The sequence below is a fragment of the Sphingobium terrigena genome, assembly GCF_003591655.1.
In the GTDB taxonomy this organism is placed as follows: Bacteria; Pseudomonadota; Alphaproteobacteria; order Sphingomonadales; family Sphingomonadaceae; genus Sphingobium; species Sphingobium terrigena.
This window is the reverse complement of record NZ_QVRA01000019.1, coordinates 67,614-82,958: the sequence shown is the minus strand read 5'-3', so window position 1 is coordinate 82,958 and position 15,345 is coordinate 67,614. Positions and strand designations below refer to the sequence as shown.

Annotated in this window: 14 protein-coding genes and 2 pseudogenes; 8 read left to right on the top strand and 8 right to left on the bottom strand. The window is 57.1% G+C overall.

The window, feature by feature from the left end:
• Positions 1 to 29: 29 nt before the first annotated feature.
• The 3 genes and pseudogenes from D0Z70_RS17810 to D0Z70_RS25460 all read right to left on the bottom strand — a co-directional run.
• Entirely contained in the window at positions 30 to 1,388 is a 1,359-nt protein-coding gene (locus D0Z70_RS17810; RefSeq protein WP_048578827.1) for an IS110 family RNA-guided transposase, read from the bottom strand.
• A gap of 227 nt (positions 1,389 to 1,615) precedes the next feature.
• Positions 1,616 to 1,852 (bottom strand): annotated as a pseudogene (locus tag D0Z70_RS17805) (transposase); the annotation flags it as partial.
• Positions 1,853 to 2,000: 148 nt separating this feature from the next.
• Positions 2,001 to 2,237: pseudogene (locus tag D0Z70_RS25460) on the bottom strand (transposase); the annotation flags it as partial.
• Between the two features lie 76 nt (positions 2,238 to 2,313).
• Here D0Z70_RS25460 and D0Z70_RS17795 point away from each other — a divergent pair.
• The gene (locus tag D0Z70_RS17795; RefSeq protein WP_420820391.1) at positions 2,314 to 2,448 is read left to right on the top strand and encodes an ATP-binding protein; all 135 of its coding nucleotides are present in this window, start codon (positions 2,314 to 2,316) and stop codon (positions 2,446 to 2,448) included.
• 388 nt (positions 2,449 to 2,836) lie between these two features.
• Here D0Z70_RS17795 and D0Z70_RS17790 read toward each other — a convergent pair whose 3' ends face one another.
• Positions 2,837 to 3,604 carry a thioesterase family protein gene (locus tag D0Z70_RS17790; protein WP_088190079.1) on the bottom strand — a complete coding sequence of 256 codons (768 nt, stop codon included), beginning with the start codon at positions 3,602 to 3,604 and terminating at the stop codon, positions 2,837 to 2,839.
• A 272-nt stretch (positions 3,605 to 3,876) separates the two neighbouring features.
• Here D0Z70_RS17790 and D0Z70_RS17785 point away from each other — a divergent pair, with 272 nt between their 5' ends.
• On the top strand, positions 3,877 to 5,079 hold the full coding sequence (locus D0Z70_RS17785; protein WP_088190078.1) for an acyl-CoA dehydrogenase: 1,203 nt from the start codon (positions 3,877 to 3,879) through the stop codon (positions 5,077 to 5,079).
• A 98-nt stretch (positions 5,080 to 5,177) separates the two neighbouring features.
• On the opposite strand, the gene D0Z70_RS17780 is transcribed toward D0Z70_RS17785, so the two are convergent.
• Positions 5,178 to 7,067: an AMP-binding protein gene (locus tag D0Z70_RS17780; RefSeq protein WP_119748720.1), complete on the bottom strand. Its 1,890-nt coding sequence runs from the start codon at positions 7,065 to 7,067 to the stop codon at positions 5,178 to 5,180.
• Between the two features lie 22 nt (positions 7,068 to 7,089).
• Positions 7,090 to 7,983, bottom strand: a complete 894-nt coding sequence (locus D0Z70_RS17775) for a DMT family transporter (RefSeq protein WP_235955280.1) — start codon at positions 7,981 to 7,983, stop codon at positions 7,090 to 7,092.
• A 308-nt stretch (positions 7,984 to 8,291) separates the two neighbouring features.
• Here D0Z70_RS17775 and D0Z70_RS17770 point away from each other — a divergent pair, with 308 nt between their 5' ends.
• From D0Z70_RS17770 to D0Z70_RS17760, 3 genes are all read left to right on the top strand, one after another.
• Positions 8,292 to 9,617, top strand: coding sequence for an LLM class flavin-dependent oxidoreductase (locus D0Z70_RS17770; RefSeq protein WP_088190075.1), 1,326 nt, complete (start codon positions 8,292 to 8,294; stop codon positions 9,615 to 9,617).
• Between the two features lie 202 nt (positions 9,618 to 9,819).
• On the top strand, positions 9,820 to 10,107 hold the full coding sequence (locus D0Z70_RS17765; RefSeq protein WP_169575407.1) for a DUF1330 domain-containing protein: 288 nt from the start codon (positions 9,820 to 9,822) through the stop codon (positions 10,105 to 10,107).
• Positions 10,108 to 10,244: 137 nt separating this feature from the next.
• A complete protein-coding gene (locus D0Z70_RS17760) occupies positions 10,245 to 10,727 on the top strand; it encodes a YybH family protein (RefSeq protein WP_176401086.1) in 483 nt (160 codons plus the stop codon).
• A 113-nt stretch (positions 10,728 to 10,840) separates the two neighbouring features.
• On the opposite strand, the gene D0Z70_RS17755 is transcribed toward D0Z70_RS17760, so the two are convergent.
• Entirely contained in the window at positions 10,841 to 11,386 is a 546-nt protein-coding gene (locus D0Z70_RS17755; protein WP_119748735.1) for a TIGR02444 family protein, read from the bottom strand.
• An 84-nt stretch (positions 11,387 to 11,470) separates the two neighbouring features.
• On the bottom strand, positions 11,471 to 12,334 hold the full coding sequence (locus tag D0Z70_RS17750; RefSeq protein WP_239019002.1) for an alpha/beta fold hydrolase: 864 nt from the start codon (positions 12,332 to 12,334) through the stop codon (positions 11,471 to 11,473).
• A gap of 149 nt (positions 12,335 to 12,483) precedes the next feature.
• Between D0Z70_RS17750 and hpaH the strand changes: the two genes are divergently transcribed.
• The 3 genes from hpaH to D0Z70_RS17735 are packed head-to-tail and all read left to right on the top strand — an operon-like array spanning position 12,484 to position 15,269.
• The gene (hpaH, locus tag D0Z70_RS17745; RefSeq protein ID WP_088190081.1) at positions 12,484 to 13,299 is read left to right on the top strand and encodes a 2-oxo-hept-4-ene-1,7-dioate hydratase; all 816 of its coding nucleotides are present in this window, start codon (positions 12,484 to 12,486) and stop codon (positions 13,297 to 13,299) included.
• A gap of 9 nt (positions 13,300 to 13,308) precedes the next feature.
• Positions 13,309 to 14,103: an HpcH/HpaI aldolase family protein gene (locus tag D0Z70_RS17740; RefSeq protein WP_088190073.1), complete on the top strand. Its 795-nt coding sequence runs from the start codon at positions 13,309 to 13,311 to the stop codon at positions 14,101 to 14,103.
• Positions 14,100 to 15,269 (top strand): CaiB/BaiF CoA transferase family protein, encoded by a 1,170-nt coding sequence (locus D0Z70_RS17735; RefSeq protein ID WP_088190072.1) that lies wholly within the window; start codon positions 14,100 to 14,102, stop codon positions 15,267 to 15,269. Before D0Z70_RS17740 ends, D0Z70_RS17735 begins: the two co-directional genes overlap by 4 nt.
• The last annotated feature ends 76 nt before the right edge of the window (positions 15,270 to 15,345 follow it).

Below are 15,345 nucleotides of genomic sequence, written 5' to 3'. Positions count from 1 at the left end.
TTTGGCTCGCGAAGAACTGCGTGGCCTTCCTAAGAAACAGCCATATCAGGCTCCCCAGGCATTTCGTGCAGGATGAAGCCGAAGGCCTTGGCGCGGCGCTGCAGATTTCCGATCACCCGACTGCGATAGCGCTCCTCATATTGTGAGGCGCCGGGATCATGATACGCCATGCCGTGGCGCAGGCTGTTATAGAACAGCACGGCGATTTTGCGTGCGGTTGCGGTGACCGCTTTTGCTTTTCCAGCGCGCGCCGACAGCCTTCGGTAAAAAGCGCCCAGCGCGGTGTCACTTCGACCGATGGTGGTTGCGGCCAGACGCAGGAGTGCTGCAGCGCGGCTCGAAGATCGTCGGGTTTTGGACGACAGCAACTTACCCCCCGATATCTTGTTGCCTGGTGCCAGGCACAACCAAGACGTAAAATGCTTCGAACTGGGCCATGCGGCAAGATCGGTGCCGCACTCGCCAACCAGTTTGAGCGCGAGCGAAGGGCCGATTCCGTGGATCTGTGTCAGGTCGACGCCCAGCACGCGATAGAGCGCTGACCGGACCTCGAAGTCGGGCGTGTTCACCTGTCGCCTTTTGGTCCGGACTTTTGGGAGTTGGCGAACATCATGTCCCTCGTTGATTTCGAGCGCCTTGAGTGCGATCTCAAGCTTTCGATCACATTCGAGAACTTTGGTTTGGTAGAAGTCGAACAGGGCCAGAGACTGGCCAAGCGCGAAGATATGTTCGTCGCGCCAGTTCCCCGATAATGCCGCACAGATGGTCTCAATAGTCGCGTGGCAGCGGACGTCGCGCATTTGTGCCAGCGTGCTGGGCGTACGTTCCCCGCTCACAATGGCCCTGATTATCCGCATTCCTGTCACGCCGGTAATGTCGGAGACGACGTGATGGAGTTGCACATTCATTTCCATCAGCGCCTTCTGCATGTGCTGAATATGTGAGGCAGCATATTCGATCAGCCGCTCGCGCTGCCGCAGATAGGCACGCATGGTCGCCACGCCCGCCTCGGGACGGAAACTCCCCCGCAGCAGCCCGTAGCTGTGCAGGCGTTGCAACCATGCAGCGTCACTGACGTCGGTTTTGCGACCCGGTACATTCTTGGCATATCGCGCATTGACCAGGATCACCTCAAAGCCGTGTCCTTCAAGCACTTCATAGGCCGGAATCCAGTAAACACCGGTCGATTCCATCGCGACAGTAGTGACGCCATATGTCTTGAACCAGCGGGCCATATCATGGAGATCGCCGGTGAATGTGCCAAACGCTCGTACCGGATTATCGTCGGCGTTGGGATTTATGGCCGCCATATGCATAGTCGACCCGATGTCGATGGCAGCGGCGCGCGGATTGACCATAGACAACGCGCCGGATTTTGATCGTTCCATTCCAAGTCCTCCTTCAAAACAGGAGGGTATGGGCGATGCTAAACGTCATCTTCCTAACCGGGATCGCCGCAAGACGGCGTCACCACTCTCAAGTACGCAAACACCCACGGGCCACGTTTTTTAACGGGGTATCATGCCTCCAATAAGCCATCGGCCGCGACCCTCCCGACCGCACCATAGCACGACCCGTTTCTACCGCGCACAGGCGGGCTCAGCCGGCGACGGTTTTTTAGCACTTCCCTCTCCTCCCGCAGCACACGGTTCTCAAGGCGAAGGCGTTCATTCTCACGCGCCAGATCTGCCTGCGGCGCTGCCGCCAGGTCAGATGGCCGATACTGTGACACCCATTTGCCCAGTGTCGACTTACCTATCCCCAAATCCGATGCGACCCGGTCGCGGGGTAACCCGCTGGTCAGCGCGATGCGCACCGCCTCCTGCTTGAACTCTTCTGTGTGCTTGATCATCTCGTCGGGCTCCTGTTGCGAGCTCTAATCGCTCAGGTGACCGGCGCAAATCCGTTACAAGTCCANAGCCATCGGCCGCGACCCTCCCGACCGCACCATAGCACGACCCGTTTCTACCGCGCACAGGCGGGCTCAGCCGGCGACGGTTTTTTAGCACTTCCCTCTCCTCCCGCAGCACACGGTTCTCAAGACGAAGGCGTTCATTCTCACGCGCCAGATCTGCCTGCGGCGCTGCCACCAGGTCAGATGGCCGATACTGTGACACCCATTTGCCCAGCGTCGACTTCCCTATCCCCAAATCCGATGCAACCCTGTCGCGGGGTAACCCGCTGGTCAGTGCAATCCGCACCGCCTCCTGCTTGAACTCTTCTGTGTGCTTGATCATCTCGTCGGTCTCCTGTTGCGAGCTCTAATCGCTCAGGTGACCGGCGCAAATCCGTTACAAGTCCAGTCAGCTTCCCTTGACCAGTTGGCAGCAGGTGATCGCGGACCCCACATACGCCGACGCGATCCTCGATCGTCTGGTTCACAATGCACATCGCCTTGACCTCGATGGCGACAGCAAGCGGCGCTCAAAAGGCAATCGGCCCGCTTGACGTAGGCTTCAAACGAAACAACAACGATCGTTGCCGAAGGCCCCGTTCCGGGGGCGGCAATATCCCGGATTAAGGGGCGCGATCATCTCGGAAACGAGGGGCGGCTTCGTCGGAAGCCGCATTCCGTACCAAAAATCCGTTTGTTTAAATTTTAAAAATATCGATTTTAACATAAAACTCTTATACTAATAGCCCATTATATCGCTTATTGTTAGGAATTTGTAAACCCGACTTTTAGAGTATCTGTGATAGTCAAGCAGAATATTAAGCCAGAAGCGATTTGGTTTGAAAAAGGCATTGGGGTGGCAATTTTCTCTCGCACAACTGCTTTGATAGCGATTTTAGCCCGTTTTCCTGCAACGATTATTTGCTGATATTTGGCTTTGATTTAGTGCCGTATTGTCAAGCTTTGTGAAACGACACCGATTGGCCCGTCCTGATCGTGAACTATACTATGAGTTAAGCCGATACCGCTTGGACCAAAGGAGACCGTGGTGTCCAAGCCCAACCATAATCCTCGAAGCTTGCGAATAAAGTGAACAGTCAAGTCGATATTGGGAAATGCGATCTCGTTGACGTCCTCCCTCGCTGCGAGTCCATTAGCTATGTCGATAATTCCTAAGGCCCTGGCTGTTGGACTTACGCTCTCGCCCGCAACAAGTGGCACTTCAGAACGGATCCACGAAACGGCGCGGCCTACTCCGAGCAATGACCGACGAACCTCGATAGATCGGACAAATCCGCCCCGCCACAATGTCTCTGGCTTCCACAAGGCTAAGGTCTCGGGGGTTGGGATAGCCAACACCGGTGTTCCAGAAATGGCGGACGTATCCGGCGTTTGAAGAAGCCACGCCCGTGCGATCACAATGGCTCGCGCGGCGTGGCTTAGACGCGCTTCGACCAGCTCGATGGTCCGTCCTGGCCTGATCACCGACACGTCAATTTCGAATTCATCGATCGGCAGAGTGCCGAGGATGTCGTAGGAAACGCGAGCCATCGTCAGTATGCTGTCACGACGAACTGCATGGTCAAGTTCAATAGCATGAGCGAGCAAACCCAATGCGGGTGCTACATGCTGCTCACGGACGTTCCAGGCGCCACTGACAAGGTCTGTTGGGCGGAATCGCTTTGCATCAAGGCGTTTAAAAAAAGACATGGTCGCGCTGTAGCGACCGGTCGGGTCGCGTCAAACATTTGATCGTCAAAGCACTCTGCTCGACAATCGGCTCCATCAGCGCAACAATGCCAGTTTGTTCAGCCTGATGGGAACAGTGCCACTGAAGCCGAAAAATAATTCATATGCCGCTTTCAAAAAAACTTTGATATGGTCGACCAAATGCATTTGGAATTGTCTCTGGAGGAGTGCTTCGATAGGGCAGTTTCGGGCCAAGCTTCTATTCTAATGAGCAATAAAATAAAGGTCCGGAAATGAGCGAACCTGAGCTACAAGTACACGGGAGCTTTCAATGGATTGATCCCTTTCTTATTGACGACCAGCTCACCAGTGACGAACGCATGATCCGTGATGCTGCGCGGAGCTACGCGCAAGAGCGGCTACAACCGCGTGTCATTGACGCGTTCCGAGAGGAGCGGACGGACCTTGCGATTTTCAGCGAGATGGGGGAGCTTGGACTGCTTGGTCCCACGGTTCCGCCCGAGTATGGCGGCGCAGGAGTCGGTTATGTCGCCTACGGGTTAATTGCACGCGAGGTGGAGCGCGTCGACTCGGGGTATCGCTCGATGATGTCGGTGCAATCGTCGCTTGTGATGCACCCGATCTTTGCCTATGGCTCGGAAGAACAGAAGCGCGGATTTCTGCCGAAACTCGCGTCGGGAGAATGGATAGGCTGCTTCGGGTTGACAGAGCCCCAAGCCGGATCTGACCCCAGCGGCATGACTACCAGCGCGACAAAGATCGAGGGCGGCTACCGGATCAACGGTGCGAAGACCTGGATATCCAACGCGCCGATCGCTGACGTATTCGTAATCTGGGCGAAGTCCGATGCGCACGGTGGCAATATCCGCGGCTTCGTCCTGGAGAAGGGAACGAAAGGACTGTCGGCGCCCAAGATCGGTGGCAAGCTGTCGCTTCGCGCCTCTATTACTGGGGAGGTCATCATGAACGAGGTCGAGGTCGGCGAGGAAGCGCTGTTACCGCATGTCGAGGGCCTCGGCGGGCCGTTTGGCTGCCTGAACCGAGCTCGTTATGGCATTAGCTGGGGTGTGTTGGGCGCAGCTGAGTTCTGCTGGCATGCCGCGCGCCAATATGGCCTGGACCGCAAGCAATTTGGGCGGCCGCTCGCGCAGACCCAGCTGTTTCAGAAGAAGCTTGCCGACATGCAGACCGAAATTGCGCTGGGACTGCAGGCCTCGTTGCGTGTCGGTCGCCTTTTCGACGAGGGGCGGATGGAGCCCGAGATGATTTCTATCTTGAAGCGCAACAATTGCGGGAAGGCGCTCGACATCGCCCGCCAATCCCGCGACATGCATGGCGGCAACGGTATTTCAGAGGATTATCAGGTTATACGCCACATGATGAACCTGGAGACGGTTAATACCTATGAGGGTACGCATGATGTCCATGCGCTGATTCTGGGACGCGCTCAGACGGGTCTGCAGGCCTTTTTCTGAGGGTTCGCCGCTGGGTGGAGTTCAAGCTCGGAGCGGGGCACCGCGTTAAATCGGTTCTTCCGGTTTGACCGGGATGTTCGCGGCCACGTAAACAATGATCAGGCGCCATTCACTCGCAAGGCGATGGCCTGGGGTATATCGGCGTCGTCTATTGTCGGCGGCAGAGTGAAAGGTTCCTGATCGACGATCCTCCGCAAAAGGTTCCGGAGAATCTTGCCAGAGCGCGTCTTTGGCAATTGGTCGACAACGTAAACGGTTTTCAGTGCCGCCACGGCACCCAACTCGGCGCGAACAGCGTCGATCGCGAGCTTGGAAATTATCCCATCATCGGCCGAACCTCTGCGCGTGGTTACGAATGCAACAGGAACCATGCCTTTGACAGGATCTTTCGCGCCGACCAACGCGCACTCGGCAACATCAGGGAGTCGCGCCACAATCTCCTCCATCTGTCCGGTAGAAAGGCGATGGCCCGCGACATTGATGACGTCATCGGTACGTCCCATGATGTGGAGAAAGCCGGCGTCGTCGCGATAGCCGGAATCACCGGTTTCGTAGAAGCCGGGGAAACTGGCGAAGTTTTTGGCAAATCCGGCCGGGTTGTTCCACAATGTACGGAAGGCACCAGGCGGAAGGGGCGCGCGAATAACAACATTGCCATTTTCGCCATCGTCCACTGGACTGCCATAGTCATCGAGGATAGCAAATTCATATCCGGGCACCGCATGTCCAGCGCTGCCCGGTTTACAACGCAAGTCGCCTATGGCAAAACACGATGCAATGGCCGGCCATCCCAATTCGGTCTGCCACCAGTGATCAATGACCGGCAATCCACTTGCTCGTTCGAGCCAGGCGATGGTCGCGGGGTCAGCACGTTCGCCGCCAAGGAAGATCACACGGCAATCACCGGTGCCGATGTCCTTCAGGAATTTCGCTTCAGGGTCTTCCTTGCGAATCGCCCGAATGGCAGTGGGCGCGGTGAAAAAAGCCTTGGCCTTGTTGCGCACGATCGTCCGCCAAAAGGTGCCGGCATCGGGCGTTCCGACCGGCTTTCCCTCGAACAGGATGGCTGTCCCGCCAACCAACAGCGGGCCATAGACGATATAGCTGTGGCCCACGACCCAGCCGACGTCGGATGCAGCCCAGAAGGCGTCGCCCGGGCCAATTCCATAGACATTTGCCAAGGACCATGAGAGCGCCACCGCGTTGCCGCCGTTTTCTCTTACGACACCCTTAGGCGTTCCTGTCGTCCCCGACGTGTAGAGGATATAAAGCGGATCGGTCGCGCCTACCGGCGCGCAGGCAGGCTGAGGTTCACCGGCGGTGCGGCTGCGCAATTCCTGCCAGTCGATATCGTGGGCATGATCAAGATCGGCAGCCAGCCGGTCGCGCTGCAGAAGGACGACATGCTGGATACCCTGCAACGAAAGAGCAACAGCCTCATCGACCAGTGGCTTGTAGGCGATCGCCCGTGTGCCCTCTATCCCGCACGAAGCGGTCAGGATAAGCTTCGGTTTGGCGTCGTCGATACGCTTGGCCAACTCCGGCGCGGCGAATCCGCCGAACACCACGGAATGGATCGCCCCGAGACGCGCGCAGGCCAGCATCGCGAATGCCGTCTCAGGTATCATCGGCATGAAGATGACGACGCGATCGCCCTTGGTCACACCCAGCGCGGCTAGCATCGCTGCCACCCGCCCGGTTTCGTACAAAAGTTGCGAATAGGTGAAGGATCGTAGTGCGCCGGTGACTGGGCTGTCATAGGTCAGCGCTACCGCATCGCCACGACCAGCGTCGACATGCCTGTCTAGACAATTATGACAAGTGTTGAGGATCCCGTCGGAAAACCAACCCTTCTGTTCATCGTAAACAAGCCGGGGCTTAACGAACCAGTCGATCGCGCGCGCGGCCTCCGCCCAAAAACCCACCGGGTCTTCGGAGGCCCGACGATAAATATCACTATACTCCAGATTGCCTCGTCCGACCGTCATATCTAGTACTTTCTTGGTCTGATCACGCGTTGGCTCTGGGGCGGTACCCGCGTGAAACGGCGATCGCGCCGATGATTAGAAGGGCACCAATGAAATGATAGGATGCAATGCCTTCGCCAAGAAGCAGCATCGCAAGGCCCACACCCAAGACTGGCGGGAGGTTCATGTAGGCCCCGGCACGAACGGATCCGATCAGCGTCACCGAACGGTTAAAAAGAGCGTAAGCAACGAGCGAAGGGAAAACTCCGACATACAGTATGGCCGCCGCCAGTTTCATTGGCGGCATCGACAGGCCATTTCTGGCCAGCGTGGAGATGTAGGGAAGTGCCAGCGAGCCGGCGCCGATCGCGAACAGCGCCGCTAGCAATGAGAGGTGGTGTACAGCCGGAACCTTGCGAAGGAAGGTGGCATAAGCCGAATAGAGAAATACCCCTGCCACGGAAAGCAAGTCCCCGCGATTGACCGAGATGCCCCCTACTAGATTGAAGGGATGACCCTTGGTCACGATCCACATGATCCCCGCGAACGACATCGCAGCGCTTAAAGCGAGGAGGGGTAGCAGCCGCTCCCCAAACAGCACCGTCGGCATCAAAAGGATCATGATCGGCATGATCGATTGCAACAGCAGGTTGTTTGTAGCGGTAGTGTATTGCAGGCCGCTGTAGACGATGTAGGCAAACAGCCCGACACCGAAAAAACCGAGCAGCGTGACAAGGAGCCAGGAAGCACGCAGCGTTTGGACGTCAACCTTGAGATGACGCCAGGCGAAGGGTAGCACGCACAAAAAAGCGACCATCCACCGCCAGAATGCGAGTGACAAAGGAGACGCAAGGTCGCGCACCGCCCGCCCAATAATGGGGTTCATAGCCCAGCAGACGGACGCGACGCAAAGGAGCAAAGTCGGGGAGTTCCACATTGCTGGCGCCGAGCACCGGATAAAGGAGACGTATCGCGCAAAAGCACTCATGTCCTATCTCCTTGCTGAGCTATAGCATCTTGCAATTGCATTTTATTTTGCATATTGTGCATCGCGTTTCCCATATGATTTTGGGACGCCGCTGTCAACTAAGTGCGGATCCCAGTTTGGATCCGGACCGCATAAATCAGGGAAACGGCGTAAGATCTGTCGCCTTGGAAGCATCTCGATCATTTGTACCGTTGTGACGGTCACGCCGAGCGCGCAGATCATCGGCGCACCTACCAGCGGGTTACAGGAAATTGAACATGGCTCACTCTCGACAGCTTCACCTCGGCGCTTTCATGCGCCCAGTTAGTATGCATACAGGAGCATGGCGCTATCCCGGCGCGATACATGACGCCAATTTCAATTTTGCTGCCTTGAAGCGCTTCGCCCAGAAGCTTGAAGAGGGCAAATTTGACGCTTTTTTCATGGCCGATCACCTAGGCGTTCTCAATATGCCGGTTGAAGCCTTGAAACGTAGCCATACCGTCACGTCATACGAGCCTTTTACCTTGCTCTCGGCGCTTGCCGGGGTGACGGAACGGATCGGCTTAGTCGCTACTGCGTCGACAACCTTCGAGGAGCCATTCCATGTCGCGCGGCGGTTTGCGTCGCTCGATCATTTAAGCGGCGGACGCGCAGGATGGAACGTTGTTACGACAGCCAATCCCGACAATGGGAAGAATTTTGGCTATGAAGACCAGCCCGATCATGCTGCGCGATACGCCCGTGCGCGCGAATTTTACGATGTCGTTACCGGACTTTGGGATAGCTTCGCCGACAACGCATTTGTCCGCGACGCTGAAAGCGGCATCTATTTTGATCCGGATCGGCTCCATGTGCTCCGCCACAAGGGAGCGCATTTTTCGGTGCGCGGCCCACTCAACATCGCTCGCCCCGTGCAGGGCTGGCCCGTAATTGTGCAGGCAGGTGCTTCCGAACCGGGCCGCCAACTCGCCGCCGAGACGGCAGAAGCCGTGTTCGGGGCCGAAAACACGCTCGAAGGCGCCAAGCGCTTCTATGCAGACGTCAAGGACAGGATGAGAAGAGTCGGACGCGATCCCGGCCTTCTCAAGATTCTACCTGCCGCCTTTGTCGTGGTGGGCGATACGATCGAGGAAGCACGAGCCAAGCGAGCGCATCTTGACAGCCTGGTCCATTATGACAGCGGCATCCATTCGCTGTCGGGTGCGCTGAACTTTGACGTTTCGGGCTTTGATCCCGATGGCCCGTTGCCCGAAATTCCCGAAACGAATGCCAGCAAGACCGCTCGCGACAGATTGCTGGAGATGGCCAGAACACAGAATCTGACCATTCGGCAACTGGCGGCGACCGCTGGAAGTTATGCCGGTCTCGCGTTCGTAGGCACGCCGGCGTCGATCGCCGACGATATGGAGCAGTGGCTGTACGAGTCTGGGGCCGACGGCTTCAATATCATGTTTCCTTTTTTGCCTGAAGGGCTCGACCTTTTCGTGGATCAAGTCATCCCGGAACTTCAGCGGCGTGGCCTTTTTCGAACCGAGTATGAAGGCACGACGCTGCGTGACCATTTGGGCCTCCCCCGCCCAAGCAACCGCTTTTTCGACTGAATGCCGGAGATGCATATCTGGTAATAGGCAACCAGGAGCCATGATCGAGAAGTTTCGCCTAACCGTTGTATCCCGTTTAAATTTAACCGATGACGGATAGTTTCCCGAGCATGTTAGCTTACCGTGCTCGAGCGATGGGTTTCGATCTTTGCGGACTGAATTCATGACAATGGGCCGAAAGCTTAGGCAAGGAGATACTAATATGGCAGCTTATGTCGTCATCGTGACCGGGGAAATTTCGAATCCGGAGTTGATGAATCAATATAAGGAACAGGCTCAGTATCTGCTTGGGACGCAGGGCGTTTCGTTCATGGCCGGCCCGGTCGTCGCCGAAACTCTGGAAGGATCGCCTCCGAAGGGAGCAGTGATTATCCGGTTTGCTTTTCTTGAGGAGGCTCAGAGCTGGTACCGATCCGACGAATATCAAAAACTGGCTTCGATGAGGCTTTCTGCCTCTACCAGTGCGGCATTTATCGTTGAGGGCACCTGATCTTGGTGCCGGTCAAGAAGCGAGGCGGAGCCTGCCCGCCGACCGGTTCGGAAGGTTCGCTCAATTCTTGTATACTTGCTGCATTTTAGAATAGACTGCACCAGTCATTTGACCGCAACAAGATGTGGAGATGCGTGATGAAATCCATCCGAGCAGCGTTCCTGCCTTTGCTGCTTGCAGTTGCGAGCACCGCTCACGCTGCAGAAAATCCCGATGAGGCAAAGATTCTGAAGATCGAGCAAGACATGGCTGCTGCGCAGACCGCAGCGGAATTTTTGAAAGATTTCGCGCCTGACGCTGTGATGGATGCATTCTTTCCAGGCCAGGCCCGAGGCAGCAAAGCGGTGGCCACCGCGGCGACCACGCTCTTTGCGGGAACTAAAGATCTGCGAGCTACGATCCTTAAAATGTCTATCAGTACAGATCATGACATCGCCTATGCTTTCAGTACCCAGCGGGTCGTGTTCACCAATATCGCTATGAACAAAGTTCAGGACTGGGTTTTCCGGCAGGTCGACTGTTACCGCAAGGTCAACGGAAAATGGCTGGTTGTATACCACAATCTTTCGGTGCCATTCGATCCCACGACCGGTAAGGCGGTGTTTGACGCACCCGTTTAAGGTAACTGTGCCACCAGGTTCGTTTATTAGCCGCGTGGACGGGAAAGATGCGGCCTAAATCAAGGCAAGGATGATTGACCCAGCGATGAAAATTTCGAGCTTGTCCCTCAGTATCATGTCAGCGAAACGCCGGGTTTGATAGGTGGCGCGAAAGCCATAAAGACCAATTGCGATAACAGGACGGCCGCTGCGTCGGGTGCCGCGATTACCTGACGGTAAATGCATAAATTCGCCGATGCAGCGCTTTGTTGTGTGGTCCGATCCCGGTTGGCAGTTTGCCGCGAAAGACCGGCCAGCGCTGACTGGACTTGGCGTTCCGATTGCAGTTCGACCGCCTTCAGCGACGCGTGGACCTTGACCAGTTCAACGGCAGGATCGGTCTCCGGCGATCCGGCGATGCACAGGCGAACCCATCGCCTGGCGCTTCGCACGGGATGCACAAGGTTGTCATTGAGCGGCGATATTCTGTCAAGAAGCTCACTGATCTCGGAACTATCGAGCGCCACTTTGGAAACCTGAGCCGACCACAGGCAGAACAGCAACAGGTTGACATCGAAGCCATGTTTATCCTGCAACGCGAGGCACAGCGTGGACACGTGCGGCCTAGCATACAGATCCAGCGAGAACTGCCAAAATGCCGAGGCCGCTGTCTGGGCCATATTGGTCACCCCCACGCCGAACCAGACAAACGAATGCAGAGCATCACGCCCGCCCGGCAACCCGATGCCGGAACAACGGAAGCATCAGAAGGTGCGCGCGCCGAAATGTATTTCCATCATCGGGCGCATGACGTCCCAGCGCTCGAGCTGCGACCAATGGCCCGACCGGTCGAGTACGTACAGTTCGGCATGCTTCAGATGCTCTATAAGGTACAGGCTGGTGTCGAGCGGAACGATGCGGTCCTGCCTTCCGTGGAAGATCAAAACCTTATGCGGCATCTTGCAAAGCATCGACGGCGGCATATTAAGCCCCTCCATTCCCTGCTTCATCGAATCGATCATTTTGACCGCAGTCTTCATAATCTCGGGATCGGTGGCAATCTTGTACCTGTTACTGACGATCTCCTCCATGCCTTCGAATTTGTCGGCATCATGCGCGAAACTGTGCATCAGCTGGCGGTAACGGGACGGCCGAGGATCGGAATAAAAGGAAAGCAGACGGATTAGTTCCGGAGTCCGCGGGCCAGGTGCGCCGATCGACCCCATCAGGACCACACGATCGATACGGTCGGGCTCTTCGCTCATCATCTGCAAGGTGAGCGCACCGCCCATCGAGTTGCCGACGACGTGGGCCTTTTCGATCCCAAGCGCTTCAAGCAAGCCGAAACACTGTTCAACTCGCGTTCCGATCCACGCCATTACGTTGTCTGGCCAAGGATCAGGTATAACTGACTGCCCAAAGCCAATTAGGTCGGGCGCGATCACGAAGAAATTCTCCGCCAAGTCGGGCATGAGGTGGAGCCAGTTGGAACCGGCATGGGCACCCGGCCCTGCTCCATGCAGCAGAAGAATAGCAGGCTTGCTCCGGTCGCCGGCAAGCAGGGTGTGAGAAGTCAGTCCGCGACCGGTTATTTTCTCTTCTCTCACGCTCGTATCGCCTGCCATCATGCCTCTCCTCCAAATCAAGTGTCGTTCTGCCAAGTACGGTCTGTTCTGCCGCCGGGCTATAGACTAGCGTTTATAACTGTGCAATGCGTTTGCCAATACAGATCGGGGATGAGGAGCAATTTATGGACCGCCGCAGTGACGGACCCGGCATGGTCGGGGCGGGTCTCAGCGAAGCCGAAGTCGGCGTTTTTGCGGCTGAACTCGATCAGGCCGAACAGTCGCGTCAGCAGATCCGCCAGTTCTCACAGCGCTGTCCGGAAATGTCCATTGCCGACGGCTATCGCATCAGCAAACGATGGGTAGACCTTAAGCTCGCGTCTGGGAGAAAGGTCATCGGCCACAAGATTGGTTTGACGTCGCGAGCGATGCAGCAAGCTGCCGGAATTACCGAACCCGATTACGGCACACTGCTCGATGATATGGTGTTTGAGCAAGGAAGCGACGTGCCTTGTGAACGGTTTATCACTCCCAAGGTCGAGGTCGAGCTTGCTTTCGTGCTGGGCAGAAGGATCGAAGGGCCCCGCGCGACCATCTTTGACGTACTCCGGGCGACCGAATATGTTATTCCCGCAGTGGAGGTAATTGACAGCCGCACCTTTCCTACTGACCCCGAAACCGGGGGGCGTCGCAAAGTGCAGGACACTATAAGTGACAACGCCGCCAACGCCGGGATTATCATGGGAGGGTTGCCGATGCGACCTGACAAGATCGACATGCGCTGGGTCAGTGCGCTGCTGACCCGGAACGGTGTGATCGAGGAGACTGGGGTTGCTGCGGGCGTGCTCAACAATCCGGCAATCGGCGTGGCGTGGCTAGCCAACCGGCTCTCGCCATGGGGCCAGACGCTCGAGGCGGGCGAAGTGGTGCTCGGTGGTTCGTTCACCCGCCCTGTCGAAGCCCGCCCGGGTGATGTGTTCAGCGCCGATTTCGGGCCGTTGGGTGCCATAGGCTTCCGGTTTATCTGAGGCAGGGCGATGCTGACACCGCAAAACCACTTCAAGAATAAACTCAGTGACGGCTTGCCGCAGCTCGGCTTCTGGCTCGCGCTCGCCAATCCCGACATCGCGGAAATCTGCGCAGGTCTTGGCTACGATTGGGTTCTGATCGATGCCGAGCACGGCGCGCAGACGCTGCCAGGGATTGCCCATCAACTGCGCGCGGTTGACACCGTATCGGACTGCTCAGCAATCGTGCGCGTTCCTGGCCACGATCCGGTGACGATCCACCAGATCCTGGACCTAGGTGCACAGACGATCATGGTTCCGATGGTTGATAACGCAACGCAAGCAGCTTCAATCGTAAAGGCTTCGCGCTATCCGCCGGACGGCGATCGCGGGATCGGTGGTGCGCGTGCCGCACGCTGGGGCCGCTTTCCCGCTTATGTGGCAGACGCGAACGAGCAACTGTGTATCATCGCCCAGATCGAGACGGCCGAAGCGATCAAGAATCTCGAAGCCATTGCGGCAGTCGATGGCATTGATGCACTGTTTATCGGCCCTGCTGATCTGGCTGCCTCGCTCGGCCTGCTCGGGCCCGCTAACGCCTCAGCTCTCGCCCAGGCCACCGGAGCGGCTCTCGACCGAATTCGGGCCACCGGCATTCCCTGCGGCATCCTGTCGCGCGATGAGCGTCTGGTGCAGCAATATTTGGAAGGCGGTGCCCGGTTCCTAGCGGTGGGTATAGACTCTTTCACTTTGGCAAAGGCCGCAGGAGACCTTGCGCGGGACTGGCGTTGCCGCATCGATACAGCGGTCGCTGGTGCAAAATGAAGCAGTGTGACTGGCGCTCCGCACAAAGCGAAGCATCTGGAAAGCCGCTTGCCGGCATCAGGGTGCTTGAGCTTGCCAGGATCCTTGCCGGGCCATGGTGCGGGCAACTGCTTGCGGATCTCGGCGCCGAAGTGATCAAGATAGAGCGCCCTGGAAGCGGAGACGACACCCGACATTGGGGGCCACCCTTTGTAATGTCCGACGGTGGCGATAACCTTGGCGCGGCCTATTTTCATTCGGCTAATCGGGGGAAAAGGTCCATCGCGATTGATATCACAATCCCCGAGGGTCAGGCTGCCATCCGCCGTCTTGCGGGAGGGGCCGATATCATGATCGAGAATTATAAGGTCGGGGGGCTGGCGAAATACGGACTTGATCATCCCTCGTTGTCAGCGCTTAATCCACATCTCATTACTTGTTCTATCACCGGGTTTGGGCAAACCGGGCCATATGCTGCCCGCCCGGGATATGACTATATCGCACAAGCGATGGGCGGGCTCATGTCGATGACCGGTGAACCGGAGCGCGAGCCGCAGAAGGCCGGGATCGCTGCCGCCGATCTTTTCACCGGGGTCTACAGCGCGGTGGCAATTCTGGCAGCACTGAACCGGCGTCGCGAAATGCACGTCGGCGCACATATCGATATGGCGCTGCTAGATACCCAAGTCAGCGTCATGGGTAATCAGGCGCTCAACTGGATGACCTCGGGAGTAGTGCCACGCCGGGTAGGCAATGGCCACGCTAATTTGGTACCCTATCAAGCGTTCCCGACCCGTGATGGAGATCTGATCATCGCAGTCGGGAACGATGGCCAGTTTGCTGCGCTTTGTCGTGTACTGAACGTGACACTGCACGAAGATGAGCGGTTCAGCAATAATCCACAAAGGATCCGCAACCGCGTGGATTTGATCATAGCGCTCGAAGAGATCACCGCGAAATGGAGCCGGGACGATCTCTTCGAACGGCTCGATGGTGCAGGGATTCCTGCAGGTCCGATCAATGAGTTGGACGAGGTATTTGCGAACCCGCAGGTTATCGCGAGAGGCATGGCGATTGAACACGATGGTAAGCCCGGGGTGGCCAGCCCTATCGTAATCGATGGGGTGAGGATGGTTGCCGACGATCCCGCCCCCGGCGTTCCCGAGAACGTCAAATTCGACTTCTAAATAGGATAAGGTCGAGCGGGGCGAGTGCAGGTCGCATGGGTGCCCCGAGGCGATTAGCTGGGCACCCGCAAAAACC

What these genes read in the sequence shown, in the direction of transcription:
- D0Z70_RS17750 (WP_239019002.1), bottom strand. Translation starts at nt 12,334, where the DNA reads ATGATGGCAGGCGATACGAGCGTGAGAGAAGAGAAAATAACCGGTCGC.
- D0Z70_RS17790 (WP_088190079.1), bottom strand. Translation starts at nt 3,604, where the DNA reads ATGTCTTTTTTTAAACGCCTTGATGCAAAGCGATTCCGCCCAACAGAC.
- D0Z70_RS17785 (WP_088190078.1), top strand. Translation starts at nt 3,877, where the DNA reads ATGAGCGAACCTGAGCTACAAGTACACGGGAGCTTTCAATGGATTGAT.
- D0Z70_RS17735 (WP_088190072.1), top strand. Translation starts at nt 14,100, where the DNA reads ATGAAGCAGTGTGACTGGCGCTCCGCACAAAGCGAAGCATCTGGAAAG.
- D0Z70_RS17810 (WP_048578827.1), bottom strand. Translation starts at nt 1,388, where the DNA reads ATGGAACGATCAAAATCCGGCGCGTTGTCTATGGTCAATCCGCGCGCC.
- D0Z70_RS17775 (WP_235955280.1), bottom strand. Translation starts at nt 7,983, where the DNA reads ATGTGGAACTCCCCGACTTTGCTCCTTTGCGTCGCGTCCGTCTGCTGG.
- hpaH (WP_088190081.1), top strand. Translation starts at nt 12,484, where the DNA reads ATGGTCGGGGCGGGTCTCAGCGAAGCCGAAGTCGGCGTTTTTGCGGCT.
- D0Z70_RS17780 (WP_119748720.1), bottom strand. Translation starts at nt 7,067, where the DNA reads ATGACGGTCGGACGAGGCAATCTGGAGTATAGTGATATTTATCGTCGG.
- D0Z70_RS17765 (WP_169575407.1), top strand. Translation starts at nt 9,820, where the DNA reads ATGGCAGCTTATGTCGTCATCGTGACCGGGGAAATTTCGAATCCGGAG.
- D0Z70_RS17770 (WP_088190075.1), top strand. Translation starts at nt 8,292, where the DNA reads ATGGCTCACTCTCGACAGCTTCACCTCGGCGCTTTCATGCGCCCAGTT.
- D0Z70_RS17740 (WP_088190073.1), top strand. Translation starts at nt 13,309, where the DNA reads ATGCTGACACCGCAAAACCACTTCAAGAATAAACTCAGTGACGGCTTG.
- D0Z70_RS17760 (WP_176401086.1), top strand. Translation starts at nt 10,245, where the DNA reads ATGAAATCCATCCGAGCAGCGTTCCTGCCTTTGCTGCTTGCAGTTGCG.
- D0Z70_RS17755 (WP_119748735.1), bottom strand. Translation starts at nt 11,386, where the DNA reads ATGGCCCAGACAGCGGCCTCGGCATTTTGGCAGTTCTCGCTGGATCTG.